Raw genomic sequence first — 25,744 nt, forward strand, 5'->3', positions numbered from 1 at the left:
CGAGGAGAAATACCATGACAATGTTACGCCAGCCCTATTATGAACTCAGTCCTGAAATCTATAACGCTTTGGTTCAGGCCAGCAAAGCGCTGGAAAACTGCGCGCTGGAACCTACGCTGACGGAACTGATTTACCTGCGAGTCTCGCAAATCAACGGCTGCGCCTTTTGCCTGGAAATGCACAGTAAGGCGCTGCGCAAATCCGGTGTTGCACAGGCCAAACTGGACGCGCTGGCAGGCTGGCGGGTGAGTCATCACTTCAGCGAGCAGGAGCGTGCGGCACTGGCGTGGGCCGAATCCGTCACCCATATAGCCAACACCCATGCCGAAGGTGACGTTTATTTGCCGCTGCTCGACCATTTTAGCGCGAAAGAGATTAGCGATTTGACGTTTGCTATTAGCCTGATGAACTGCTTTAACCGTCTGGCGGTAGGGATGCGCATGTGATTCTGCGCTGCCGGATGGCGACATAAGCGCCATCCGGCAACCTGCCATAGTTTCTATCACTTCCTCCGTCACGCTCATCACCCAGGCCCTCATCAATCTAAAATTACCATATCTTGTATGGTTGAATCTTTTTAAAACTACATCTAGTATCTCCTCTATCAAGACACACACAACCTGACGCCCTCTATCGCGTCATTCTTTTACTTTTAGATGGAAATACGAATCATGCGCATTGTTATTTACACTCGTAACAACTGTGTTCAGTGCCACGCCACTAAGCGGGCGATGGAAAGCCGCGGGTTTGACTTTGAGATGGTAAACGTCGATTTACACCCCGATATGGCTGATCGCCTGCGCGATCAAGGCTTTCGTCAGTTACCGGTCGTGGTCGCAGGGGAAACCAGTTGGTCAGGATTTCGCCCGGACATGATCAACCGTCTGCGCCCGGCTCCTCAAGTGGCCAGCGCATGAGTCAGCTCGTCTACTTTTCCAGCAGCTCCGAAAATACGCACCGCTTCATGCAGCGTCTGAGGCTGCCTGCCATCCGCATTCCGCTTAACGAACGCGAGCGGATCCGGGTAGACGAACCTTACATTTTAATCGTGCCCTCCTACGGTGGCGGCGGTACAGCTGGCGCGGTCCCGAGACAGGTGATCCGCTTTTTAAACGATACGCACAACCGGGCGTTAATCCGTGGAGTGATCGCCTCCGGCAATCGCAATTTCGGGGATGCCTACGGTCGCGCGGGTGATGTCATCTCACAAAAATGCGGCGTGCCGTGGCTCTATCGCTTTGAGCTGATGGGCACCCAAAGCGATATCGACAACGTGCAAAAAGGAGTGAGCGAATTTTGGCAACGACAACCGCAGAACGTGTAGAACAGCAGACGCTGGATTATCACGCCCTTAACGCCATGCTGAATCTGTACGATAAGGCCGGGCGCATTCAGTTCGACAAAGACCATCAGGCGGTGGAGGCATTCTTTACCGCCCACGTCCGCCCCAACTCGGTGGCGTTTGCCAGCCAGCAGGCGCGTCTGGACACGTTGGTGGATGAAGGCTATTACGATGCCAGCGTGTTAGCCCGCTATGATCGCGCGTTTGTGCTGAAGCTATTCGCCCACGCCCACGCCAGCGGATTCCGTTTCCAGACGTTCCTCGGCGCATGGAAGTTCTACACCAGCTATACGCTGAAAACGTTCGACGGGAAGCGCTATCTCGAAGACTTTGAGGATCGCGTAACGATGGTGGCGCTCACGCTGGCGCAGGGCGATGAAGCGCTCGCTCTGCAACTGACCGATGAAATGCTCTCCGGGCGTTTTCAACCCGCCACGCCAACCTTTTTAAACTGCGGTAAACAGCAACGCGGCGAGCTGGTTTCCTGCTTCCTGTTACGCATTGAAGACAACATGGAGTCAATTGGACGGGCGGTCAACTCGGCGCTGCAACTCTCCAAACGCGGCGGCGGCGTGGCATTTTTGCTCTCTAACCTGCGTGAGGCAGGTGCCCCCATTAAGCGCATTGAGAACCAGTCCTCTGGGGTGATCCCGGTAATGAAAATGCTGGAGGATGCGTTTTCTTATGCGAATCAATTAGGGGCGCGTCAGGGTGCAGGCGCGGTGTATCTGCACGCGCATCATCCGGATATTTTGCGTTTTCTCGATACCAAACGTGAAAACGCCGACGAGAAAATCCGTATCAAAACGCTCTCGCTTGGTGTGGTGATCCCGGATGTCACCTTCCAGTTAGCCAAAGAAAATGCCCAAATGGCGCTGTTTTCACCGTATGACGTGGAACGAATTTACGGCAAACCATTCGGTGATATCGCCGTAACTGAACGGTATGACGAACTGGTTGCCGACAAACGAGTGCGCAAAAAATACATTAACGCCCGCGATTTCTTCCAGCGACTGGCCGAGATCCAGTTCGAGTCCGGCTACCCTTACATCATGTTTGAAGACACGGTGAATCGCGCCAATCCGATTGCCGGTCGTATCAATATGAGCAACCTGTGCTCGGAGATTTTGCAGGTTAACAGCGCTTCCACCTACGATGAAAACCTCAATTACGCGCAAACAGGGCACGATATCTCCTGCAACCTCGGCTCGTTGAATATTGCTCATACCATGGATTCGCCAGACTTTGGGCGCACCGTGGAAACGGCGGTTCGCGGTTTAACGGCCGTTTCGGACATGAGCCATATCCGCAGCGTACCCTCAATTGAGGCCGGGAACAGCGCATCGCACGCTATCGGTCTTGGGCAGATGAACCTGCACGGGTATCTGGCACGGGAAGGTATCGCCTACGGCTCACCTGAAGGGCTGGATTTCACCAATCTCTATTTCTACACCATCACCTGGCATGCGCTGAATACGTCGATGAAGCTCGCCCGGGAACGCGGCAAAACCTTTGCCGGATTCAGACAGTCCCGCTACGCCAGCGGTGAGTATTTTAACCAGTATCTACAGGGCGACTGGCAGCCAAAAACCGCCAAGGTTCGCACACTGTTTGCCGCCAGCGGCATTACGCTGCCAACGCGTGAAATGTGGTCGCAGCTGCGTGAAGATGTCATGCGCTACGGCATTTATAACCAGAATTTACAAGCGGTTCCGCCAACGGGTTCTATCTCCTACATCAACCATGCGACATCAAGCATTCACCCGATCGTGTCAAAAGTGGAGATTCGCAAAGAGGGCAAAACCGGGCGCGTTTACTACCCTGCCCCGTTTATGACCAATGAGAATCTGGCCTTGTATCAGGATGCCTACGAGATTGGTCCACAAAAAATCATTGATACCTACGCTGAAGCAACGCGGCATGTCGATCAGGGGCTTTCACTGACGCTCTTTTTCCCCGATACCGCCACCACTCGCGATATCAACAAAGCGCAAATTTACGCCTGGCGTAAAGGCATCAAATCGCAGTATTACATCCGACTACGCCAGTTGGCGCTGGAAGGAACCGAAATCGAAGGTTGCGTGTCATGCGCGCTGTAAGGAGGACAACATGACATTATCCCGCGTAAGTGCCATCAACTGGAACAAGATTGAGGATGATAAAGATCTCGAGGTTTGGAATCGCCTGACCAGTAACTTCTGGCTACCGGAAAAGGTCCCGCTCTCCAACGATATCCCGGCCTGGCAAACGTTGAACGCCGCCGAACAGCAGCTGACTATCCGCGTTTTTACCGGGCTGACGCTGCTCGACACCATTCAGAACATAGCCGGTGCGCCAGCATTGATGGCCGATTCGTTAACGCCGCATGAAGAGGCGGTGCTATCGAATATCAGCTTTATGGAAGCGGTGCACGCCCGTTCGTACAGCTCAATTTTCTCCACTCTTTGCCAGACCAAAGACGTGGATGCGGCTTACGCGTGGAGTGAAGAAAATACCCCACTCCAGCGCAAGGCGCAGATCGTTTTGACACATTACGCCAGCGACGAACCGTTGAAGAAAAAAATTGCCAGCGTGTTTCTGGAATCCTTCCTGTTCTATTCCGGCTTCTGGTTGCCAATGTATTTCTCCAGCCGCGGAAAACTGACCAATACCGCCGATCTCATTCGTCTGATCATTCGTGATGAAGCAGTTCACGGGTATTACATTGGTTATAAATATCAAAAAGGTCTGGAGCACATTTCTGAATCAGCACGCGAGGAGTTAAAGAATTTTGCCCTCGACCTGCTGATGGAATTGTATGATAACGAAGCGCGTTATACGGAAGAATTGTATGCAGAAACCGGCTGGGTGGATGACGTCAAAGCCTTCCTTTGCTACAACGCCAATAAGGCATTAATGAATTTGGGGTATGAGGCATTATTCCCGCCAGAAATGGCGGAGGTTAACCCGGCAATCCTTGCTGCGCTGTCGCCCAACGCTGACGAAAACCACGATTTCTTCTCGGGTTCCGGTTCATCATACGTGATGGGAAAAGCTGTCGAAACCGAAGACGACGACTGGAATTTCTAGCGCTCATTTCCGCGGAAAATACCGTACATTTTTCGCGGAAATATTCTAACAGGATCACACTTTTGTCGTGCAAATATAATTGTGTGATCTACACTCAATATCAGCCGCATTATTCGCCTGCATTTCAGCAATTCAGGCGACTTTTCATTGCCATTTACAAAAAATATTACCCCATTCACATTCGCGCTCAGCCCTTATATCACGGGAAGTCCCGCCACATGGCCTTCGGCAATATTCGTGCCACAAACAAATTCAGGGTTGTCTCAGATTCTCAGTATGTTAGGGTAGAAAAAGGTCACTATTTCCATCAGGTAATATATCGATATAAACAAATAACAGGAATCATTCTATTGCATGGCAATTAAATTAGAAGTTAAAAATCTCTATAAGATATTTGGAGAGCATCCGCAGAGAGCCTTCAAATATATTGAAAAAGGACTTTCAAAAGAGCAGATTCTGGATAAAACAGGGCTATCGCTTGGCGTTAAGAACGCCAGTCTGGCCATTGAAGAAGGCGAGATATTTGTCATCATGGGATTATCCGGTTCGGGTAAATCCACAATGGTACGCCTTCTCAATCGCCTGATTGAACCCACCCGCGGGCAAGTATTGATTGACGGCGTAGACATCGCCCGGATATCCGATGCTGAGCTTCGCGAGGTGCGCAGAAAAAAGATTGCGATGGTTTTCCAGTCCTTTGCCCTGATGCCGCACATGACGGTCCTGGACAATACGGCATTCGGCATGGAATTAGCCGGTGTTGGCGCGGATGAACGTCGTGAAAAAGCGTTAGATGCGCTACGCCAGGTTGGTCTGGAGAATTATGCTCACGGATACCCGGATGAACTTTCCGGAGGGATGCGCCAGCGTGTGGGCCTCGCCCGTGCATTAGCCATTAACCCTGACATCTTATTAATGGATGAGGCCTTTTCTGCCCTCGATCCGTTAATTCGTACCGAGATGCAGGATGAACTGGTAAAACTACAGGCGAAACATCAACGTACCGTGGTCTTTATTTCCCACGATCTCGACGAAGCTATGCGTATTGGCGACAGAATTGCCATTATGCAAAACGGTGAAGTGGTCCAGGTCGGCACGCCAGATGAAATCCTGAATAATCCGGCCAATGATTATGTACGCACCTTCTTCCGCGGCGTTGATATTAGCCAGGTCTTTAGTGCCAAGGATATTTCACGTCGTAGCCCTGAAGGTTTAATTCGTAAAACGCCCGGGGTCGGTCCACGTTCAGCGCTGCAATTATTGCAGGACAAAGATCGCGAATATGGTTACGTGATCGAGCGCGGCAATAAATTCGTCGGCGTTGTCTCTATCGACTCTTTAAAAACAGCATTAAGTCAGGCGCAAGGTATTGAAGCGGCATTGATCGATGAGCCGCTAGCCGTGGATGCACAAACTCCTCTCAGCGAGTTGCTTTCTCATGTCGGCCAGGCCCCGTGCGCGGTGCCGGTTGTTGATGAGGAACAGCAGTATGTGGGCATCATTTCAAAACGCATGCTGTTACAGGCTTTAGATCGTGAGGGGGCAAACAATGGCTGATCAAACCAATCCGTGGGATACCACACCAGCGGCCGACAGTGCCGCACAGACCACCGATGCCTGGAGTACGCCATCAGGCGCGCCAGCTGACGGCGGTAGCGCAGACTGGCTGACCAGCGCACCCGCGCCGGCGCCAGAGCATTTCAATATTATGGATCCGTTCCATAAAACGCTAATCCCGCTGGATAGCTGGGTCACAGAAGGGATCGACTGGGTCGTTACCCATTTCCGTCCGGTCTTCCAGGGCATTCGAGTCCCGGTGGATTATATTCTCAACGGCTTCCAGCAGCTTCTGTTGGGTATGCCAGCCCCGGTGGCGATTATCCTGTTCGCTCTGATTGCCTGGCAGATTTCCGGCGTTGGAATGGGCGTTGCTACGCTGATTTCATTGATTGCAATCGGGGCCATCGGCGCGTGGTCGCAGGCCATGATCACCCTGGCGCTGGTACTAACCGCGCTGCTGTTCTGCGTGGTGATCGGTCTACCGATGGGGATCTGGTTGGCGCGCAGTCCACGGGCGGCAAAAATTGTTCGTCCGCTGCTGGACGCCATGCAAACCACACCGGCGTTCGTCTATCTGGTGCCGATCGTCATGCTGTTTGGTATTGGTAACGTCCCGGGCGTGGTGGTGACGATTATCTTCGCCCTGCCGCCAATCGTGCGTCTGACCATTCTGGGTATTAACCAGGTGCCAGCCGACTTGATTGAAGCCTCGCGCTCATTTGGCGCCAGCCCGCGTCAGATGCTGTTTAAAGTGCAGCTCCCGCTGGCGATGCCTACCATTATGGCCGGGGTCAACCAGACGCTGATGCTGGCGCTCTCAATGGTCGTCATCGCGTCGATGATCGCCGTCGGCGGACTGGGTCAGATGGTTCTGCGCGGAATCGGTCGTCTGGATATGGGGCTTGCCACCGTCGGCGGGGTTGGGATCGTGATCCTCGCCATCATTCTCGACCGCCTGACGCAGGCTGTCGGTCGCGACGCCCGTAGCCGTGGCAACCGTCGCTGGTACACCACCGGTCCCGTAGGGCTTATCACTCGCCCATTCACGAAGTAATTCACCCGTTGCCCGGTGGCGTATTGCTTACCGGGCCTATACGTCCCTCCAATAATTAAGGAACAACGATGCGACAGAACGTCATTATTGCCACAGCGTTTGCCACCCTTGTCTCCACCAGCACTTTCGCTGCCGATCTGCCAGGCAAAGGCATCACTGTACAGCCAATCCAGAGCACTATCTCTGAAGAATCCTTCCAGACGCAACTGGTCGCCCGTGCGCTGGAGAAACTGGGTTATACCGTTAACAAAACAAGCGAAGTTGACTACAACGTCGGCTATACCTCCATTGCCTCTGGCGATGCAACTTTTACCGCTGTGAACTGGCAGCCGCTGCATGATGATATGTATGCCGCAGCGGGCGGAGACAAAAAGTTCTATCGCGAGGGGGTATTCGTTACGGGTGCCGCGCAAGGTTATCTGATCGATAAAAAAACCGCTGAGCAGTATAAAATCACCAATATTGCCCAGTTAAAAGATCCGAAGATCGCCAAAATCTTTGACACCAACGGCGACGGAAAAGCAGACATGATGGGCTGCTCGCCGGGCTGGGGCTGCGAAGCGGTGATCAACCACCAGAACAAAGCCTTCGATCTGGAAAAAACCGTCGAGGTCAGCCACGGTAACTATGCGGCGATGATGGCTGACACTATTACCCGCTTTAAAGAAGGCAAACCCATTCTTTACTACACCTGGACACCGTACTGGGTGAGCGACGTTATGAAACCGGGTAAAGATGTGGTCTGGCTGCAGGTGCCGTTCTCTTCCCTGCCAGGCGAGCAGAAAGACATTGATACCAAGCTGCCAAACGGCGCCAACTACGGCTTCCCGGTGAACACTATGCATATCGTCGCCAACAAAGCCTGGGCGGAGAAAAACCCGGCTGCGGCGAAACTGTTTGCCGTCATGAAGCTGCCGCTGGCGGATATCAACGCGCAGAACGCGATGATGCACGACGGGAAAGCATCTGAAGCCGACGTTCAGGGTCACGTTGACGGCTGGATCAAAGCCCACCAGCAACAGTTTGATGGCTGGGTGAAAGAAGCGCTGGCTGCGCAGAAATAACCCCCTCGTAGGTCTGATAAGCGTAGCGCCATCACACCAATGCCGGATGGTGGCGCGATGCGCCTTATCCGGCCTACACGCCCTCCTCCCAACCGCACAATCCATCACCCAACAAATCAGCAACATTTAATCACTTACGTTATGATTGTTTTCTGCAACCCATTTTTCAGTTGAAAACCATGACGAAAACCACTCAGGGACTTAGCCCTTCGCTGATCCTGTTAATGTCTATCGCCACCGGCCTCGCCGTCGCCAGTAACTATTACGCGCAGCCGCTGCTCGACACCATCGCACGTAACTTTTCGCTATCGGCCAGCACCGCTGGCTTTATCGTCACCGCGGCCCAGCTAGGCTATGCCGCCGGCCTGCTGTTTTTAGTACCGCTTGGCGATATGTTTGAACGTCGGATGCTGATCGTCTCCATGACGCTGTTAGCAGCAGGCGGCATGCTTATTACCGCCAGCAGCCAGTCGCTGGGCATGCTGATCCTCGGCACCGCCCTGACCGGGTTGTTCTCGGTAGTGGCACAGATTCTGGTTCCGCTGGCGGCGACGCTTGCCACGCCGGATAAGCGCGGTAAAGTTGTCGGCACCATTATGAGCGGCCTGCTGCTGGGTATCCTGCTGGCGCGCACCGTGGCGGGATTACTGGCCAATCTTGGCGGCTGGCGCACCGTATTTTGGGTCGCATCGATATTAATGGCACTGATGGCGATTGCGCTGTGGCGCGGTCTGCCGAAGATGAAATCAGATACTCATCTCAACTATCCGCAACTGTTAAGCTCCGTATTCAGCCTGTTTATCCATGATAAATTGCTGCGTACCCGCGCGATGTTGGGCTGCCTGACCTTTGCCAATTTCAGTATTCTCTGGACCTCTATGGCGTTTTTGCTCGCCGCGCCGCCGTTTAACTACTCCGAAGGAACGATCGGGCTGTTTGGCCTGGCAGGGGCCGCAGGGGCGTTAGGCGCGCGTCCGGCAGGTGGTTTTGCCGATAAGGGAAAATCACATCTCACCACGACCACAGGTCTGTTATTACTGCTGCTCTCCTGGTGGGCTATCTGGTTAGGGCATAGTTCCGTGCCAATGCTGATTATCGGTATCCTGGTCCTGGACCTCACCGTTCAGGGTGTGCATATCACCAACCAGACGGTTATCTATCGCATTCATCCGGACGCGCGTAATCGCCTGACCGCCGGATACATGACCAGCTATTTTATTGGCGGGGCGGCAGGTTCGCTGATTTCGGCCTCCGCCTGGCAGCATGCCGGTTGGGCTGGCGTTTGTCTGGCCGGTACGACCGTTGCCCTACTCAACCTGTTGGTCTGGTGGCGAGGATATCACCGTCAGGAAGCCGTAAATTAAGCATATAGCGTATGTTTACCGCTGATTGGGCTCCGCAGGGTGTTAAGGAGCCCATCAGTCTGCTAAGGTTATAACTCATTGAACCAAGTTATATTAATTTCGGTAATGAAACCTATAACCCTATGGAAAGCCCGATATCCCAGTCTGAACCCAGTTCTGCGACGCTAACTGAAGGATTCAAAGACAGCCTGCCAATAGTCATCAGCTATATTCCGGTCGCTTTTGCATTTGGTCTCAATGCCACTCGCCTTGGCTTTACTCCGGTTGAAAGCGTGTTTTTCTCCTGCATTATCTATGCGGGAGCCAGCCAGTTTGTCATCACCACAATGCTCGCCGCAGGCAGTTCTTTGTGGGTCGCCGCACTGACCGTCATGGCCATGGATGTACGCCATGTTTTGTACGGACCTTCCCTGCGTAGCCGAATCGCCCAGCGACTGAGCAAACCCAAAAGCGCGCTGTGGGCCTTTGGCCTCACCGATGAAGTCTTTGCCGCCGCCACGGCGAAGCTGGTACGGGATAACCGGCGCTGGAGTGAAAACTGGATGATCGGCATTGCGCTATGCTCCTGGGCCTCCTGGGTGTTTGGCACGGTGATCGGCGCGTTTTCCGGCAGTGGTTTACTCAAGGATTACCCGGCAGTTGAAGCGGCGTTGGGCTTCATGCTCCCGGCGCTGTTCATGAGCTTCCTGCTCGCCTCTTTCCAGCGTCAACAAGCACTCTGCGTGACTGCAGCACTGGCCGGCGCGCTGGCTGGCGTCATGCTGTTTTCCATTCCTGCCGCCATCCTTGCAGGCATTGTCTGCGGATGTCTGACGGCTCTTATCCAGTCATTTTGGCAGGGAGGTCCCGATGAGCTATGAGGTCTTGCTGCTTGGCCTGCTGGTCGGCTGCGTTAACTACTGTTTTCGTTATTTGCCGCTCCGTCTTGGAGTGGGGAATGTTCGCCCGACGAAGCGCGGCGCGACGGGCATATTACTCGACACCATTGGCATTGCATCAATTTGCGCCCTGTTGGTGGTGTCTACCGCGCCAGAAGTGATGCACGACTCTCGTCGGTTCGTGCCTACGCTGGTGGGGTTTGTCATACTGGGCGCAAGCTTCTATAAGACCCGCAGCATCATCATTCCAACCTTACTGAGTGCTCTGGGCTATGGATTAGCCTGGAAAATGCTGATTGTCTTATAGATAAAAACAATCATTTTAAATAAATAATACATTTACTTTATTTGTCACTGTCGTTACTATATCGGCTGAAATTAATGAGGTTATACCCAAATGGATAGTTCGTTTACGCCCATTGAACAAATGCTAAAATTTCGCGCCAGCCGCTACGAAGAGTTCCCTTATCAGGAAGTGCTTCTGACTCGTCTATGCATGCACATGCAGGGCAAGCTGCTGGAAAACCGCAATAAGATGCTGAAAGCTCAAGGGATTAACGAGACATTGTTTATGGCGTTGATTACGCTGGAGTCTCAGGAAAACCACAGTATTCAGCCTTCTGAACTGAGTTGCGCGCTTGGCTCGTCACGCACTAACGCAACCCGCATTGCGGATGAGTTAGAAAAACGTGGCTGGATCGAACGTCGCGAAAGCGATAACGATCGCCGCTGTCTGCATCTGCAATTGACCGAGAAAGGCCACGCATTTTTGCAAGAGGTGTTACCGCCTCAGCATAACTGCCTGCATCAGCTTTGGTCATCTCTCAGCACCACCGAAAAAGATCAGCTTGAGCAAATTACCCGTAAACTTCTGACCCGTCTTGACCAGATGGAACAGGATGGCGCGGTATTAGAAGCGTTGCGCTAACGCGCCGACTCGCTCAGAAATCCAGATTTATAAATGAAAAAACCGACAGGCCAGCACGCATACTGCTGGCCTGTCTGATAAACAGGTCGGCTCAGCCGATGTGAAAAAAAAAGAAGATCGTGGAGAACAACATGAGCGTAAATGCGGAGACTCAAACCCCGCAGCAACCGGTCAAGAAGAATGGCAAACGTAAAAGTATGCTGCTCCTTCTGACCTTGCTCTTTATTATTATTGCCGTGGCATATGGGATTTATTGGTTTTTAGTACTGCGTCATGTCGAAGAGACAGACGATGCGTACGTGGCAGGGAACCAGGTTCAAATCATGGCGCAGGTATCAGGCAGCGTGACGAAAGTCTGGGCTGATAACACTGACTTTGTAAAACAAGGCGATGTGCTGGTCACCCTCGACCAGACGGACGCAAAGCAGGCATTTGAAAAAGCCAAAACTGCGCTGGCTTCCAGCGTGCGTCAGACGCACCAGTTGATGATCAACAGCAAGCAGTTACAGGCAAGCATTGAAGTGCAGAGAACCGCGCTGGCGCAGGCACAAAGCGACTTTAATCGCCGTGTCCCGCTGGGCAACGCCAACCTGATTGGCCGCGAAGAGCTGCAACATGCGCGTGATGCCGTCGCCAGCGCTCAGGCTCAGCTTGATGTGGCTATCCAACAATATAATGCCAACCAGGCGATGATTCTCGGCAGTAAGCTGGAAGACCAGCCCGCCGTGCAACAGGCGGCCACTGAAGTGCGCAATGCCTGGCTGGCGCTGGAACGAACCAGAATCGTCAGCCCAATGACTGGCTATGTTTCCCGTCGTTCCGTGCAGCCGGGGGCGCAAATTAGCCCGACCACGCCGCTGATGGCGGTCGTTCCAGCCACTAACCTGTGGGTGGATGCCAACTTCAAAGAAACACAGCTCGCGCACATGCGTATCGGTCAACCGGCGACCGTGATCAGCGATATTTACGGCGATGACGTGAAATATACCGGTAAGGTTGTCGGGCTGGATATGGGTACAGGCAGCGCCTTTTCCCTGCTGCCAGCACAAAACGCAACGGGTAACTGGATCAAAGTCGTCCAGCGTCTGCCGGTGCGTATTGAACTGGATGCACAGCAGCTGGCGCAGCATCCGCTGCGTATCGGTTTATCTACGCTGGTTACGGTAGATACCTCAAATCGTGACGGACAAATTCTGGCAAGCCAGGTTCGCACCACGCCGGTATCAGAAAGTAATGCACGGGAAATCAACCTTGCTCCGGTCAATAAGATGATCGAAGAGATCGTGCAGGCCAACGCGGGCTAATTCAAAGGTGCGTGTGATGCAACAGCAAAAACCGCTGGAAGGCGCGCAGCTCGTCATTATGACGATCGCGCTGTCCCTGGCGACATTCATGCAGGTGCTGGACTCCACCATTGCTAACGTGGCGATCCCCACTATCGCCGGGAACCTCGGCTCTTCACTGAGCCAGGGAACCTGGGTGATCACCTCATTCGGGGTGGCGAACGCTATCTCGATTCCGATCACCGGCTGGCTGGCAAAGCGCTTTGGCGAAGTAAGGTTATTCATGTGGTCAACTATCGCCTTCGTCATTGCGTCATGGGCATGCGGGATGTCCACCAGCCTGAACATGCTGATTTTCTTCCGCGTAATCCAGGGGATTGTCGCCGGTCCATTAATTCCACTGTCACAAAGCTTGTTGCTGAATAACTATCCTCCCGCCAAGCGTTCCATCGCCCTGGCGCTATGGTCGATGACGGTGATTGTTGCCCCGATATGTGGCCCTATTCTTGGGGGCTATATCAGCGACAACTATCACTGGGGCTGGATATTTTTCATCAACGTGCCAATCGGTGCTGCGGTGGTATTGATGACCCTGCAAACCCTGCGCGGTCGGGAAACCAAAACCGAGCAGCGGCGCATCGATGCCATTGGTCTGGCCCTGCTGGTCATTGGTATCGGCAGCTTGCAGATCATGCTCGACCGCGGCAAAGAGCTGGACTGGTTCGCCTCTCAGGAGATTATCATCCTGACGGTGGTCGCCGTTGTCGCCATCAGCTTCCTGATCGTCTGGGAGCTTACCGACGAGCACCCCATTGTCGACCTCTCGCTGTTTAAGTCGCGCAACTTTACCATCGGCTGTCTGTGTATCAGTCTGGCCTATATGCTCTACTTCGGCGCAATCGTCCTGCTGCCGCAGCTGTTGCAGGAGGTATACGGCTATACGGCAACCTGGGCCGGTCTGGCGTCAGCGCCGGTTGGGGTGATTCCGGTGATCTTATCGCCGATTATCGGCCGCTTCGCGCACAAGCTTGATATGCGTCGGTTAGTCACGTTCAGTTTTATAATGTACGCCGTCTGTTTCTACTGGCGTGCGTGGACGTTCGAACCGGGTATGGACTTTGGCGCATCGGCCTGGCCACAGTTTATTCAGGGGTTCGCGGTAGCCTGCTTCTTTATGCCGCTGACGACTATCACGCTGTCCGGCTTACCGCCTGAGCGTCTGGCCGCGGCATCAAGTTTGTCGAACTTTACGCGAACGCTGGCCGGCTCTATTGGCACATCAATTACGACGACGATGTGGACTAACCGCGAGTCACTTCACCATGCGCAGTTAACGGAATCCGTTAATCCTTACAATCCAAATGCGCAGGCAATGTACGATAAGCTGCAGGATTTAGGGATGACGCATCAGCAAGCGTCAGGCTGGATAGCCCAGCAGATCACCAATCAGGGGCTGATTATTTCCGCCAACGAAATCTTCTGGATGTCGGCGGGGATCTTCCTGGTCTTGCTTGGCCTGGTGTGGTTTGCCAAGCCACCCTTCGGTGCGGGCGGCGGCGGCGGTGGCGCGCACTAAGTATCTGATAAAAGGGATCTGCGGATCCCTTTTTTATTGCCCCGTAAACCACCTCCCAGGGAGATGGTTTACGGGGCAATAAAAAACCCCGGTTATAAGCCGAGGTTAATTTAAATACTGGAACAACTAATCAGTATGACTAAATATGCAGTTCCTGCAGTTTCTCTTTCGGCAGCGCCAGCTCTTCATTGCTGTTAACGCGTACATCATGCTCCAGAATATGACGTGCGATATCCTGTGCTTCGCTAAGAGAGTGCATCTGATACGTGCCACACTGGTAAACGTTCAGCTCCGGGATCTGGTTTTGATCCTGCACTTTCAGCACGTCCGCCATCGCCGCTTTCCACGCGTCGGCAACACGCTGCTCGTCTGGCGTACCAATCAGGCTCATGTAAAAGCCAGTGCGGCATCCCATCGGAGAGATATCGATAATCTCCACGCCGTTGCCGTTGAGATGGTTACGCATAAAACCTGCAAACAGGTGTTCCAGCGTGTGGATACCTTTCTCAGGCATCACTTCTTTGTTCGGAATGCAGAAACGCAGATCAAACACGGTGATTGCGTCGCCATGCGGGGTGTTCATCGTTTTTGCAACCCGGACCGCGGGAGCTTCCATCCGGGTGTGATCGACAGTAAAACTATCTAACAACGGCATTTAGCCACCTCCGATAAATTTTTTGAAAATAATCTGAACTCTTTGTTCCGGGGCGAGTCTGAGTATATGAAAGACGCGCATTTGTTATCATCATCCCTGTTTTCAGAGATGAAATTTTGGCCACTCCCGAGTGGCCTTTTTCTTTTGTATCAAGCGTGCTTTTCCAGCCACACGCTAAACGGCTCAGTATCAGCCGCTTCGATCTCCTGCTGACGACGCTTTGAAGCCTCGGTTTCAGCAATAAATTCCGCTTCCTGCAATATTTCTAACGGCTCTTCACGCAGCAGATTTCGGTAAGCCTCACCCAGCGCTTTACCCGTGCCGCCAATGCCTTCATCAATCATAGACCGTAGGATGCGGGCAGAGAAAGTCAGTTCTGGGTTGTCAAAACAGGCAACCAGTTCATCACAGACCTTTTGATACTCCTCTCCCCCATCGATGCTGTCCAGCGTTTGTGCCACGCGTTTCAGATCGCGGAACAGATCTTTCCCTACCTTAGGCAACGGGAACTGGGCTGTTTCACAGCCAATACCTAACGTCAGCCCAGGCTTACGACCTTCGAGAATCACCCGATTCCAGTTTTTACGCGTACACAGCAATTCATCACTGCTCATTTCCGGGGCATCGGCCAGCGCACACCAGACCATAAACAGATCGAGGAAACGCACCTGCTGCTCGTCCACGCCGATCGGTGAGAACGGGTTGATATCCAGTGAGCGAACTTCGATGTACTCAATACCGCCACGCAGAAGCGCGTCAGAAGGCGTTTCGCCACGACGAGTGACGCGTTTCGGGCGAATAGGCGCATACAGCTCATTTTCAATCTGCAGAACGTTGCTGTTGATTTGCAGACGCTTACCGTCCTTCTCCAGACCAATCGCCGCGTACTCCTCGGAAGGGGTTTTAATCGCGCGCTTTAATCCTGCCACATACTCATGCAAATCGTTAAACGTAATTCCGAGATTGCTTTGCGACTTATTGGTATAGCCCAAATCACTCAGGCGCAGCGACGTCGCATACGGCAGGTAATACATCCCACAGTCGGTTTTTTCAAACGGCAGGGTTGTCGGTTTTCCTTGCAGGAAAGAGGAACAAATGGCCGGAGAGGCGCCAAACAGATACGGGATCACCCAACCAAAACGGTAGTAGTTGCGGATCAGACGGAAGTAACCCGCGGAGATCTTCTCTTTAGCATCTTCGCCGTCCGTTACGCCACATTTCGCCTGCCAGAAAGCCATCGGCAATGAGAAATTGTAGTGTACGCCGGAGATAGTCTGCATCAGCGCGCCGTAACGGTTTTTGAGGCCTTCACGGTACAGCGTTTTCAGACGACCAGTATTCGACGTACCGTACTGTGCCAGTTCGATATCCTGACCTTCTGCAATATAGCAAGGCATGCTCAGCGGCCACATACGCTCGTCGCCCAGGTTCCTGGCGGTATACCGATGCAGGTCGCGCATGAACGTGAGCATTTTCTCAATGTCGTCGCCTGGAGGCGTAATAAACTCCAGCAGTGCTTCGGCAAAGTCAGTGGTTATCCATTTATGTGTTAGCGCTGAGCCTAACACCTCAGGATGGCCTGTCGTTGCTAATGACCCATCTGCATTAACGCGCAGCGTTTCGCGCTCCAGCCCACGTTGAATCCCCTTTAACGCCTGAGGATGGTTTTCCAGCCAGGCCAGCGCCTGTGATACGTCCGGGATCAAATTGACCTCCCGCCTGTCAAAATCGTTTTAATTAGCATAATGGTATTGGTTACCCTGAAGGCTATCTCACAACACAATTAGTGCCACCACATAATGCCTTGCGTCGTTACCGCTGCGACAACTACATAGCGCAGCGCCTTGCCAAGGCATAAGAAAAAAAGTACTGGCCCCCACGAGATGCGCATCCATCCAGCTAACAGGCACAGTAAATCACCCACAACCGGCATCCAGCTTAATAATAGTGTGACAGCGCCATAGCGCCGCAGCCAGCCAGTGGCTTTTTCTTGCCAGCGCGATGTTTTACGCAATGGAAAGAAACGCCCAAGGATAACGTTAGTTAACCCTCCAAGGCTATTACCCATTGTTGCTGTTAAGACTAAGACCCAGGGATGACTTACCCCAGAGACCAGCAAAGCAACTAAAACAACTTCAGAATTGCCGGGTAATAGCGTAGCGCTGAGAAAACTGCTGGCAAACAGTGACAGGAGCGATAGTCCATCACTCACAATAACCGGACATCCACCGCGTCCATTCCTGCGGCACGCGCCGCCTGCAGTCCAAAATCGGCATCTTCAAATACGACACAGCGCGCCGGAGCAACACCCATACGTTCGGCACAGAGCAAAAACGTATCAGGAGCAGGTTTATGGTGTTGTACGTGATCGGCTGCGACTACAGCATCAAAATAGCGACGCAGCCCAAGGTGTGCGAGAAGAGCTTCCGCAATCGCGCTTTCACTCCCCGTACCTACCGACATAGGACGACGACCATGCCAGGCTTTCACGACGTCAACCAATGGCAAAGGCTGGACGCTATCCAGCAGCATACTTCTCACCTTGTCGGTTTTTTCACGCGCCAATGCATGAGGGTCAAGATCGGCATGATTCAATTCAATTACCGACTGGGCAATACGCCACGTTGGGGAGCCATTGAGGGCGACCATGGCTTGTTCATCAAAATGTAATCCATAATGCCCCAATACCTCATGCCACGCCTTACGGTGCGTTGGCTCGGTATCCAGGATGGTGCCATCCATATCAAAAATCAAACCCGCATAACGTTCGTACATCGTCTTCTCACAAGCCGAATGACCAGACGTTATTTTATCGTAATTGATTGATTTTGTCGCTGACAGCGAATTAAGGGGGTTCCGGGAGTATGTGGAAATGATTCAAAGGAGAGAAGATGGTGCATCCGGGAGGATTACTCGACTGCGCCTCGCCCTGGGGCCGTTGCTGAAGCAACGTTATCATCCCTGGTGCTCACGATTATCTCGCAGACCATGAAACAACAGTGTTGCTGTTATCTCGGAGAAGATGGTGCATCCGGGAGGATTCGAACCTCCGACCGCTCGGTTCGTAGCCGAGTACTCTATCCAGCTGAGCTACGGATGCATCAGGGAAACTTGCTTTACTGCAGACTTGATGTCGCTGCTAAAGCGCTATCAAGTAAGATGGTGCATCCGGGAGGATTACTCGGCTGCGCCTCGCCCTGCGGGCCGTTGCTGAAGCAACGTTATCCTCCCTGGTGCTCGCGATTATCTCGCAGACCATGAAACAACAGTGTTGCTGTTATCTCGGAGAAGATGGTGCATCCGGGAGGATTCGAACCTCCGACCGCTCGGTTCGTAGCCGAGTACTCTATCCAGCTGAGCTACGGATGCATCGGGAAACTTGCTTTACTGCCGATATTGATATCGTAATGAGCGATATCAAGTAAGAGATGGTGCATCCGGGAGGATTACTCGGCTGCGCCTCGCCCTGTGGGCCGTTGCTGAAGCAACGTTATCCTCCCTGGTGCTCGCGATTATCTCGCAGACCATGAAACAACAGTTTTGCTGTTATCTCGGAGAAGATGGTGCATCCGGGAGGATTCGAACCTCCGACCGCTCGGTTCGTAGCCGAGTACTCTATCCAGCTGAGCTACGGATGCATCAGGGAAACTTACTTACTGCAGATTTGATATCACTGCTAAAGTGATATCGAATTTCTGTAACAACGCTAATGCGCTATTGCAGAGAAGATGGTGCATCCGGGAGGATTCGAACCTCCGACCGCTCGGTTCGTAGCCGAGTACTCTATCCAGCTGAGCTACGGATGCAAATGGCGGTGAGGCGGGGATTCGAACCCCGGATGCAGCTTTTGACCGCATACTCCCTTAGCAGGGGAGCGCCTTCAGCCTCTCGGCCACCTCACCAACACGCCTCTTGCGAGTGCTTCGAAGAACTTGTTTCTGCTCATCGTCGCTGCGTGGCGCACATATTACTTTCTGGGACTTATAAGTCAAACAATTTTTCCAGCGCTTTTATCGTTTGCACATTTCACGCGCAATTAGTCTGCAAAAACGGCAAAAAGAGTGTTTTATCAACAGATAAATTGGCAATTTCCTGAGGCAATGAACAAACGGAAAAATCGCAGGGAAAGGCAATACGCGGATGGGAATCGAAAAAATGAGGAAGACGAAGAAGAAAAGAGAAGAAAAGGGATAATTCAATCAGGTTGCGCCTCACCAGAAAGGTGAGACGCGAAAACCTTAGTAACTGGACTGCTGGGATTTTTCAGCCTGGATACGCTGGTAGATCTCTTCACGATGGACAGAAACTTCTTTCGGGGCGTTTACGCCAATGCGCACCTGGTTGCCCTTCACCCCTAAAACTGTCACGGTGACCTCATCGCCTATCATGAGGGTCTCACCAACTCGACGAGTCAGAATCAGCATTCTTTGCTCCTTGAAAGATTAAAAGAGTCGGGTCTCTCTGTATCCCGGCATTATCCATCATATAACGCCAAAAAGTAAGCGATGACAAACACCTAAGTGTAAGCAGTCACGGCATCACATTCTGTTAAACCTAAGTTTAGCCGATATACACAACTTCAACCTGACTTTATCGTTGTCGATAGCGTTGATACAAACGCTGCGGATTGAAGTCCGCAGCGTCGACTTACGCTTATAATTATTACAGTTTTGCGCTGACCCAGCCTTTCACACTGGCTAACGCTGCTGGCAGAGCCGCAGCATCCGTACCACCGGCTTGCGCCATGTCCGGACGACCACCACCCTTACCGCCTACCTGCTGAGCGACCATTCCAACCAGTTCCCCTGCTTTCACGCGATCTGTCACGTCCTTAGACACACCCGCAATCAGAGAAACCTTACCTTCCACTACCGTTGCCAGAACGATAACGGTAGACCCCAGTTGATTTTTCAGATCATCAACCATGGTACGCAACATTTTCGGCTCAACGTCCGCGAGTTCGCTGACCAGCAGCTTCACGCCATTGATATCAACCGCTTTGCTGGAGAGATTTGCACTCTCCTGCGCCGCAGCCTGTTCCTTCAATTGCTGCAATTCTTTTTCGAGTTGACGCGTACGCTCCAGCACGGAACGAACTTTGTCACCAATATTCTGGCTATCGCCTTTCAGCAGCTGCGCAATATCGCTTAAGCGATCGCTCTCAGCATGCACGGTTTGGATAGCGCCTTCACCGGTCACAGCTTCGATACGACGAACGCCCGCCGCAGTGCCTGACTCAGACACAATACGGAACAGACCGATATCACCCGTACGGCTGGCATGAGTACCACCACACAGTTCGGTAGAGAAATCACCCATGCTCAGAACACGCACGTGGTCGTCATATTTCTCGCCAAACAGCGCCATTGCGCCTTTGGCTTTCGCCGCTTCGAGATCCATGATGTTCGTTTCAATCGGCAGATTGCGACGAATTTGCGCATTCACCAGATCTTCAACGGCACGGATTTCAGCAGGCTTCATAGCTTCAGTATGAGAGAAGTCGAAGCGCAGCACTTTATCGTTAACCAACGAGCCTTTCTGTGCCACATGCGTGCCCAGTACCTGGCGCAGCGCCGCGTGCATCAGGTGCGTTGCGGAGTGGTTCAAGCGAATGCGCGCACGACGAGCTTCATCAACATCAGCCTGTACTGCATCGCCAATTTTCAGAGAACCCGCAGACAGCTTACCGATGTGACCAATCGCCTGGCCATATTTCTGCGTGTCGCTCACGGCAAACGCGAAGCCTGCGCCTTTCAGTTCACCCTTATCGCCAACCTGACCACCAGATTCCGCATAGAACGGAGTCTGATCCAGTACGACAACTGCGTCCTGACCTGCGTTAATTGCGTCTACCGCTTTACCATCAACAAACAGCGCGGTCACTTTGCCGTTAAGTTCCAGGTGTTCGTAGCCTTTAAATTCAGAGGCGCCATCAACACGAATCATCGCATTGTAGTCTGCGCCAAAGCCGCTGGCTTCACGTGCGCGACGGCGCTGTTCTTCCATTGCAGCTTCAAAGCCCGCTTCGTCAACCTTAATGTTGCGCTCGCGGCAAACGTCCGCCGTCAGGTCAACCGGGAAACCGTAGGTGTCATACAGACGGAATGCGGTTTCGCCATCCAGTGTATCGCCGGACAGTTTTGCCAGTTCTTCATCCAGCAGCGCCAGACCACGCTCCAGTGTACGCGCAAACTGCTCTTCTTCGGTTTTCAGAACATGCTCAACCATAGCCTGCTGACGCTTCAGTTCTTCACCTGCGGAGCCCATGACGTCCACCAGCGGACCAACCAGCTTGTAGAAGAAGGTATCCTTCGCGCCCAGCATGTTGCCATGACGCACCGCGCGACGAATGATACGACGCAGCACATAACCACGGTTTTCATTCGACGGGACAACGCCATCGGCAATCAGGAATGCACAGGAACGGATATGGTCAGCGATAACGCGCAGCGACTTGTTGCTCAGATCGGTCGCGCCGGTGACTTTCGCCACGGACTCAATCAGTGAACGGAACAGGTCGATTTCATAGTTGGAATTAACGTGTTGCAGCACGGCCGCAATACGCTCAAGGCCCATACCGGTATCCACGGACGGCTTCGGCAGCGGTTCCATGGTACCGTCAGCCTGACGGTTGAACTGCATGAAGACGATGTTCCAGATCTCAATGTAGCGATCGCCATCTTCTTCTGCGCTTCCCGGAGGGCCACCCCAAATGTGGTCGCCATGGTCGTAGAAAATTTCGGTGCACGGACCGCAAGGGCCGGTATCACCCATCTGCCAGAAGTTGTCGGAAGCATAAGCCGCGCCTTTGTTATCACCGATACGGATGATACGTTCGCGCGGAATGCCGACTTCTTTTTCCCAGATTTCATAGGCTTCATCGTCAGTTTCATAGACGGTGACCCACAGACGCTCTTTTGGCAGGGCAAACCAGTTTTCACCGGTCAGCAGTTCCCATGCGTATTGAATAGCATCATGTTTGAAATAATCGCCGAAGCTGAAGTTGCCCAGCATTTCGAAGAAAGTATGGTGACGTGCAGTGTAACCGACGTTTTCCAGGTCGTTGTGCTTACCGCCCGCCCGCACGCAACGTTGCGAGGTGGTTGCGCGGGAATAATTACGCTTGTCGAGGCCAAGGAACACATCCTTGAACTGGTTCATCCCGGCGTTGGTAAACAACAAAGTAGGGTCATTGTTCGGTACCAGGGAGCTGCTGGCAACTACCTGATGTCCTTTACTATGGAAAAAATCGAGAAACGCCTGACGGATCTCAGCGGTGCTCTTGCTCATAATTATCCTGAAGAAATCAAGCTAACGAAATGTCATTACCAGCATCGGCACGTAAACTGCGCCTCTGGCAATCGAAAAGTGGGAATAAGATAAGTTTTCTTTACTGGGAAGTAAAATCCCGTATGCGCTCAATCGTCAAAATTTCGCCATATTGCCTGAATATCTTCCATCAGATAGCCACGGTAGAGCAAAAAGCGCTGGACCTTTACCTTATCTGAAAAATCTACAGGTAAAGGTTCTCCGTATTTACGAATGGCCTGTGCGCGCGCAAGTGCTGCCCAGTCAATTTCGCACTCGCGCATGGCTCGTTCAACGGCTTCACGCGAAATCCCTTTTTGGTTTAATTCCTGACGCACGCGCGCGGGTCCATAACCTTTACGGCTACGGCTGGAGATAAACTGCTGAACGAAGCGGTCATCATCCAGATAACGACTTTCAATACACCAGGCGATAACCTTGTCGTAATCCTCCGGCGTTGCATCAATGTCTTCCGGTCCATTTTTTCCCATCACCGGAGCGGCCAGCTTACGCCGCAGTTCCTGCTCGCTGTGATCGCGCATCGCCAGTATACGTACAGCGCGGTCAAGAAGTCGGGAATAAGCGGAGCGGCGGGAAGTTGCTTCTGTCATAGTGAGCCTTCAGAAATGGAAAAGGGCTGCATGGTATGCAGCCCTTCTATGTGCGATAACGTCAGATTATCAGAAATCTTCGTTCGTTTCTTTTACATCTTCACCGCTGTCATCAACAGAGAAGTCTGGTTTTGAATCCGGGTTATTGAGCAGTAACTCGCGTACTTTCTTCTCAATTTCCTTCGCAGTTGCCGGGTTTTCCTTCAGCCAGTTAGTGGCATTCGCTTTACCCTGACCAATTTTCTCACCGTTGTAGCTGTACCATGCACCGGCTTTTTCAATCAGCTTCTCTTTCACGCCCAAATCGACCAGTTCGCCGTAGAAGTTGATACCTTCACCGTAAAGAATCTGGAATTCAGCCTGTTTGAACGGCGCTGCAATTTTGTTTTTCACGACCTTAACACGGGTTTCGCTACCAACCACGTTGTCGCCTTCTTTCACCGCGCCAATACGACGGATATCCAGGCGAACAGAAGCATAGAATTTCAGGGCGTTACCACCGGTGGTGGTTTCCGGGTTACCGAACATAACGCCAATCTTCATACGGATCTGGTTGATGAAAATCAGTAGCGTGTTGGACTGCTTCAGGTTACCGGCCAGCTTACGCATGGCCTGGCTCATCATACGTGCCGCAAGGCCCATGTGAGAGTCACCAATCTCGCCTTCGATTTCTGCCTTCGGCGTCAATGCGGCAACGGAGTCGACAACGATAACGTCAACCGCACCGGAGCGCGCCAGCGCATCACAGATTTCCAGCGCTTGTTCACCGGTATCCGGCTGAGAGCACAGCAGGTTGTCGATATCAACGCCAAGCTTGCGCGCATAGACGGGATCCAGCGCGTGTTCAGCATCGATGAACGCACAGGTTTTACCTTCGCGCTGTGCGGCAGCAATAACCTGCAGGGTCAGCGTCGTTTTACCGGAAGATTCAGGCCCGTAGATTTCAACGATACGGCCCATTGGCAAACCGCCCGCGCCCAATGCGATATCCAGAGAAAGCGAACCAGTGGAGATGGTTTCCACATCCATGGAACGGTCTTCACCCAGGCGCATGATGGAGCCTTTACCGAATTGCTTTTCGATCTGACCCAGCGCTGCCGCCAACGCTTTCTGTTTGTTTTCGTCGATAGCCATTAATTACTCCTGTCATGCCGCTTTCGGGTTAAACCGCGAAACGTGATAGATAATGTTCTGTTGGGGCAATTATACTGTATGCTCATACAGTATCAAGTATTTTGTAGAAATTGTTGCCACAGGGTTTGTAACGCGTAGGCGGTCGCCTGTCGACGTACCGCATCGCGATCGCCGCTGAAGCATTCCCGGCGAGTAATCCCCTCGCCGCTCGCGCTGGCAAAAGCGAACCATACCGTCCCCACGGGCTTTTCTTCACTGCCGCCATCTGGCCCCGCAATACCGCTAATCGAAACAGCGAAATGCGCGTGGGCCGCTTTTAGCGCGCCAATCGCCATCTCCACCACCACAGGTTCGCTCACCGCCCCATGCTGGACCAGCGTCTCTTCGCGCACGCCAATCATCTGCGCTTTGGCTTCATTGCTGTAGGTCACAAACCCGCGCTCAAACCAGGCGGAGCTGCCGGCAATATCCGTAATTGCTTTGGCTACCCAGCCGCCGGTGCAGGATTCCGCCGTCGTCACGGTTGCCCCGCGCGCTTTCAACGCCAGGCCAACCTGCTCGCTTAACTGCATCAGTTCACTGTCGGTCATTTCAGCCTCTGTCAGTTAAAAAAATATGCCGGACAAGATAGCACTTTCATAACCAAGATGGGGATGAGGAGACAATTTTACGAGGGGCATTCAGAAAATAGATAAACCGCATTCAAAAGAGTACCGGATAACGCACCAGGATAGCGTATTCGGTCTACAAGGAATTGCCCCTGTAGACCGATAACAAATGATTACTGCACGCGCGCCAGCGCGACCGCCTGACCCAATTGCCACACGGCCATGGCATAGTGGGTACTGTGGTTATAGCGGGTGATGGTGTAGAAGTTCGGCAGTCCATACCAATACTGATAACCGGTACCGATATCCAGTCGCAGCAGGCTGGCCTGCTGATGATTCCCCAATGACTGCTGCGGCGTCAGGCCCGCGGCGGCAAGTTGAGAAATGCTGTACTGGGTTTTAAAGCCGTTCGCCAGCCCAGGCGCCTGGCCATTCGCCGGAACCGCAACCATATCGCCTTTCACCCAACCGTGGCCTTTGAAATAGTTCGCCACGCTACCGATAGCATCAACCGGATCCCACAGGTTAATGTGACCATCGCCATTGAAATCAACGGCATATTGTTTATAGGAAGATGGCATAAATTGGCCGTAGCCCATCGCCCCTGCGAAAGAACCTTTCAAATCGAGCGGATCGTCGCTTTCATCTCGCGCCATTAGCAGGAAGGTTTCCAGTTCACCAGAGAAATATTCCGCGCGACGAGGATAGTTAAACGACAACGTCGCCAGCGCATCCAGAATCCGCGTTTTACCCATCACGCGGCCCCAGCGAGTCTCTACGCCAATAATGCCAACGATAATTTCCGGCGGTACGCCGTAGACCTGCCATGCACGGTTCAGCGCATCTTCATATTGGTTCCAGAAGGCCACACCGTTTTGTACGTTATCCGGAGTGATGAACTGTTTACGATACCGCAGCCATGCACCGTTAGGTCCGGCTGGCGGTTGAGTCGTCGGCGCCTGGCGGTCCATCAAACGCAATACCGAGTCCAGACGCTTGGCCTGCGACAGGATCTCCTGCAACTGCTGGCGGTCAAAGCCGTGCTTATTCACCATTTTCTCGATGAACTGCTGCGCGTTCGGATTATTGGCAAAATCGCCGCCCGTTTGCATGACATTGTGCTGTGGCTCAAGCAGGAAGCCGCCGGATGGCGTACCCGTAGTCGTTTGAGTCTCTGAAGGTTTAGGTTTGCTGCTACAAGCAGCAAGCAATACGAAAAGGGGAAGTAACGCTACATAACGACGCTTGAACATGAGACATCCATTAAACAAATTCAGCCTGGGAGAAGTATGGTAAAGCATCCTCCGCCA

Annotated in this window: 24 protein-coding genes and 5 tRNA genes; 14 read left to right on the forward strand and 15 right to left on the reverse strand. The window is 52.7% G+C overall.

All coding sequences use genetic code 11. The annotated features are described in order from the left end of the window. Window positions 1-14 precede the first annotated feature (14 nt). The 14 genes from BZK42_RS10355 to emrB all read left to right on the forward strand — a co-directional run bounded on the left by BZK42_RS10355 (window position 15) and on the right by emrB (window position 14,118). The gene (locus tag BZK42_RS10355) at window positions 15-446 is read left to right on the forward strand and encodes a carboxymuconolactone decarboxylase family protein (RefSeq protein WP_046274849.1); all 432 of its coding nucleotides are present in this window, start codon (window positions 15-17) and stop codon (window positions 444-446) included. A gap of 225 nt (window positions 447-671) precedes the next feature. Then, entirely contained in the window at window positions 672-917 is a 246-nt protein-coding gene (gene nrdH / locus BZK42_RS10360) for a glutaredoxin-like protein NrdH (protein WP_016157297.1), read from the forward strand. Further along, window positions 914-1,324 (forward strand): class Ib ribonucleoside-diphosphate reductase assembly flavoprotein NrdI, encoded by a 411-nt coding sequence (nrdI, locus tag BZK42_RS10365; protein WP_019077526.1) that lies wholly within the window; start codon window positions 914-916, stop codon window positions 1,322-1,324. The genes nrdH and nrdI overlap by 4 nt, the downstream gene beginning before the upstream one ends. After that, window positions 1,297-3,441, forward strand: coding sequence for a class 1b ribonucleoside-diphosphate reductase subunit alpha (gene nrdE, locus BZK42_RS10370; protein ID WP_046274848.1), 2,145 nt, complete (start codon window positions 1,297-1,299; stop codon window positions 3,439-3,441). The genes nrdI and nrdE overlap by 28 nt, the downstream gene beginning before the upstream one ends. Window positions 3,442-3,451: 10 nt before the next feature. Further along, complete coding sequence (gene nrdF / locus BZK42_RS10375) at window positions 3,452-4,411, forward strand: class 1b ribonucleoside-diphosphate reductase subunit beta (protein ID WP_019077528.1); 960 nt, start codon at window positions 3,452-3,454, stop codon at window positions 4,409-4,411. Between the two features lie 354 nt (window positions 4,412-4,765). Further along, the gene (gene proV / locus BZK42_RS10385) at window positions 4,766-5,968 is read left to right on the forward strand and encodes a glycine betaine/L-proline ABC transporter ATP-binding protein ProV (RefSeq protein WP_016157301.1); all 1,203 of its coding nucleotides are present in this window, start codon (window positions 4,766-4,768) and stop codon (window positions 5,966-5,968) included. Next, window positions 5,961-7,025 carry a glycine betaine/L-proline ABC transporter permease ProW gene (gene proW, locus BZK42_RS10390; protein WP_016154153.1) on the forward strand — a complete coding sequence of 355 codons (1,065 nt, stop codon included), beginning with the start codon at window positions 5,961-5,963 and terminating at the stop codon, window positions 7,023-7,025. Before proV ends, proW begins: the two co-directional genes overlap by 8 nt. A gap of 68 nt (window positions 7,026-7,093) precedes the next feature. After that, a complete protein-coding gene (proX, locus tag BZK42_RS10395) occupies window positions 7,094-8,089 on the forward strand; it encodes a glycine betaine/L-proline ABC transporter substrate-binding protein ProX (protein WP_016154154.1) in 996 nt (331 codons plus the stop codon). Window positions 8,090-8,268: 179 nt separating this feature from the next. Beyond that, on the forward strand, window positions 8,269-9,453 hold the full coding sequence (locus BZK42_RS10400; protein ID WP_046274847.1) for an MFS transporter: 1,185 nt from the start codon (window positions 8,269-8,271) through the stop codon (window positions 9,451-9,453). Window positions 9,454-9,575: 122 nt separating this feature from the next. Continuing rightward, on the forward strand, window positions 9,576-10,313 hold the full coding sequence (locus BZK42_RS10405; protein ID WP_019077531.1) for an AzlC family ABC transporter permease: 738 nt from the start codon (window positions 9,576-9,578) through the stop codon (window positions 10,311-10,313). After that, window positions 10,303-10,638, forward strand: a complete 336-nt coding sequence (gene ygaH / locus BZK42_RS10410) for an L-valine transporter subunit YgaH (protein ID WP_016154157.1) — start codon at window positions 10,303-10,305, stop codon at window positions 10,636-10,638. The genes BZK42_RS10405 and ygaH overlap by 11 nt, the downstream gene beginning before the upstream one ends. A gap of 90 nt (window positions 10,639-10,728) precedes the next feature. Next, window positions 10,729-11,259 (forward strand): multidrug efflux transporter EmrAB transcriptional repressor EmrR, encoded by a 531-nt coding sequence (gene emrR, locus BZK42_RS10415; protein ID WP_003037300.1) that lies wholly within the window; start codon window positions 10,729-10,731, stop codon window positions 11,257-11,259. A 131-nt stretch (window positions 11,260-11,390) separates the two neighbouring features. Then, window positions 11,391-12,563 carry a multidrug efflux MFS transporter periplasmic adaptor subunit EmrA gene (gene emrA / locus BZK42_RS10420; RefSeq protein ID WP_016154158.1) on the forward strand — a complete coding sequence of 391 codons (1,173 nt, stop codon included), beginning with the start codon at window positions 11,391-11,393 and terminating at the stop codon, window positions 12,561-12,563. Window positions 12,564-12,579: 16 nt separating this feature from the next. Then, window positions 12,580-14,118 carry a multidrug efflux MFS transporter permease subunit EmrB gene (gene emrB / locus BZK42_RS10425; protein WP_016154159.1) on the forward strand — a complete coding sequence of 513 codons (1,539 nt, stop codon included), beginning with the start codon at window positions 12,580-12,582 and terminating at the stop codon, window positions 14,116-14,118. Window positions 14,119-14,257: 139 nt separating this feature from the next. On the opposite strand, the gene luxS is transcribed toward emrB, so the two are convergent. From luxS to mltB, 15 genes are all read right to left on the reverse strand, one after another. Then, window positions 14,258-14,773, reverse strand: coding sequence for an S-ribosylhomocysteine lyase (gene luxS, locus BZK42_RS10430; RefSeq protein WP_016154160.1), 516 nt, complete (start codon window positions 14,771-14,773; stop codon window positions 14,258-14,260). A 149-nt stretch (window positions 14,774-14,922) separates the two neighbouring features. After that, complete coding sequence (gshA, locus tag BZK42_RS10435) at window positions 14,923-16,479, reverse strand: glutamate--cysteine ligase (protein WP_016154161.1); 1,557 nt, start codon at window positions 16,477-16,479, stop codon at window positions 14,923-14,925. Between the two features lie 77 nt (window positions 16,480-16,556). After that, window positions 16,557-16,985, reverse strand: coding sequence for a YqaA family protein (locus tag BZK42_RS10440; RefSeq protein WP_003825961.1), 429 nt, complete (start codon window positions 16,983-16,985; stop codon window positions 16,557-16,559). Next, on the reverse strand, window positions 16,982-17,548 hold the full coding sequence (yqaB, locus tag BZK42_RS10445) for a fructose-1-phosphate/6-phosphogluconate phosphatase (protein ID WP_080859122.1): 567 nt from the start codon (window positions 17,546-17,548) through the stop codon (window positions 16,982-16,984). Before yqaB ends, BZK42_RS10440 begins: the two co-directional genes overlap by 4 nt. 248 nt (window positions 17,549-17,796) lie before the next feature. Further along, window positions 17,797-17,873 (reverse strand) — tRNA-Arg (locus BZK42_RS10450). A 192-nt stretch (window positions 17,874-18,065) separates the two neighbouring features. Further along, window positions 18,066-18,142 (reverse strand) — tRNA-Arg (locus BZK42_RS10455). Between the two features lie 192 nt (window positions 18,143-18,334). Then, window positions 18,335-18,411, reverse strand: a tRNA-Arg gene (locus tag BZK42_RS10460). Window positions 18,412-18,502: 91 nt separating this feature from the next. Then, window positions 18,503-18,579: transfer RNA gene (locus BZK42_RS10465), tRNA-Arg, on the reverse strand. A 3-nt stretch (window positions 18,580-18,582) separates the two neighbouring features. Then, window positions 18,583-18,675: transfer RNA gene (locus tag BZK42_RS10470), tRNA-Ser, on the reverse strand. Between the two features lie 336 nt (window positions 18,676-19,011). Then, on the reverse strand, window positions 19,012-19,197 hold the full coding sequence (gene csrA / locus BZK42_RS10475; RefSeq protein ID WP_000906486.1) for a carbon storage regulator CsrA: 186 nt from the start codon (window positions 19,195-19,197) through the stop codon (window positions 19,012-19,014). A gap of 238 nt (window positions 19,198-19,435) precedes the next feature. After that, window positions 19,436-22,063, reverse strand: a complete 2,628-nt coding sequence (gene alaS / locus BZK42_RS10480; protein ID WP_080859123.1) for an alanine--tRNA ligase — start codon at window positions 22,061-22,063, stop codon at window positions 19,436-19,438. A 128-nt stretch (window positions 22,064-22,191) separates the two neighbouring features. Next, window positions 22,192-22,692 (reverse strand): recombination regulator RecX, encoded by a 501-nt coding sequence (gene recX, locus BZK42_RS10485; RefSeq protein ID WP_016154165.1) that lies wholly within the window; start codon window positions 22,690-22,692, stop codon window positions 22,192-22,194. A 69-nt stretch (window positions 22,693-22,761) separates the two neighbouring features. Next, window positions 22,762-23,826: a recombinase RecA gene (recA, locus tag BZK42_RS10490; RefSeq protein WP_016154166.1), complete on the reverse strand. Its 1,065-nt coding sequence runs from the start codon at window positions 23,824-23,826 to the stop codon at window positions 22,762-22,764. Window positions 23,827-23,918: 92 nt separating this feature from the next. After that, window positions 23,919-24,416 carry a nicotinamide-nucleotide amidase gene (gene pncC / locus BZK42_RS10495; protein ID WP_080859124.1) on the reverse strand — a complete coding sequence of 166 codons (498 nt, stop codon included), beginning with the start codon at window positions 24,414-24,416 and terminating at the stop codon, window positions 23,919-23,921. 191 nt (window positions 24,417-24,607) lie between these two features. Then, complete coding sequence (gene mltB, locus BZK42_RS10500) at window positions 24,608-25,687, reverse strand: lytic murein transglycosylase B (protein WP_046274844.1); 1,080 nt, start codon at window positions 25,685-25,687, stop codon at window positions 24,608-24,610. Window positions 25,688-25,744 lie beyond the last annotated feature (57 nt).

Source organism: Citrobacter braakii (genome assembly GCF_002075345.1).
GTDB lineage: Bacteria > Pseudomonadota > Gammaproteobacteria > Enterobacterales > Enterobacteriaceae > Citrobacter > Citrobacter braakii.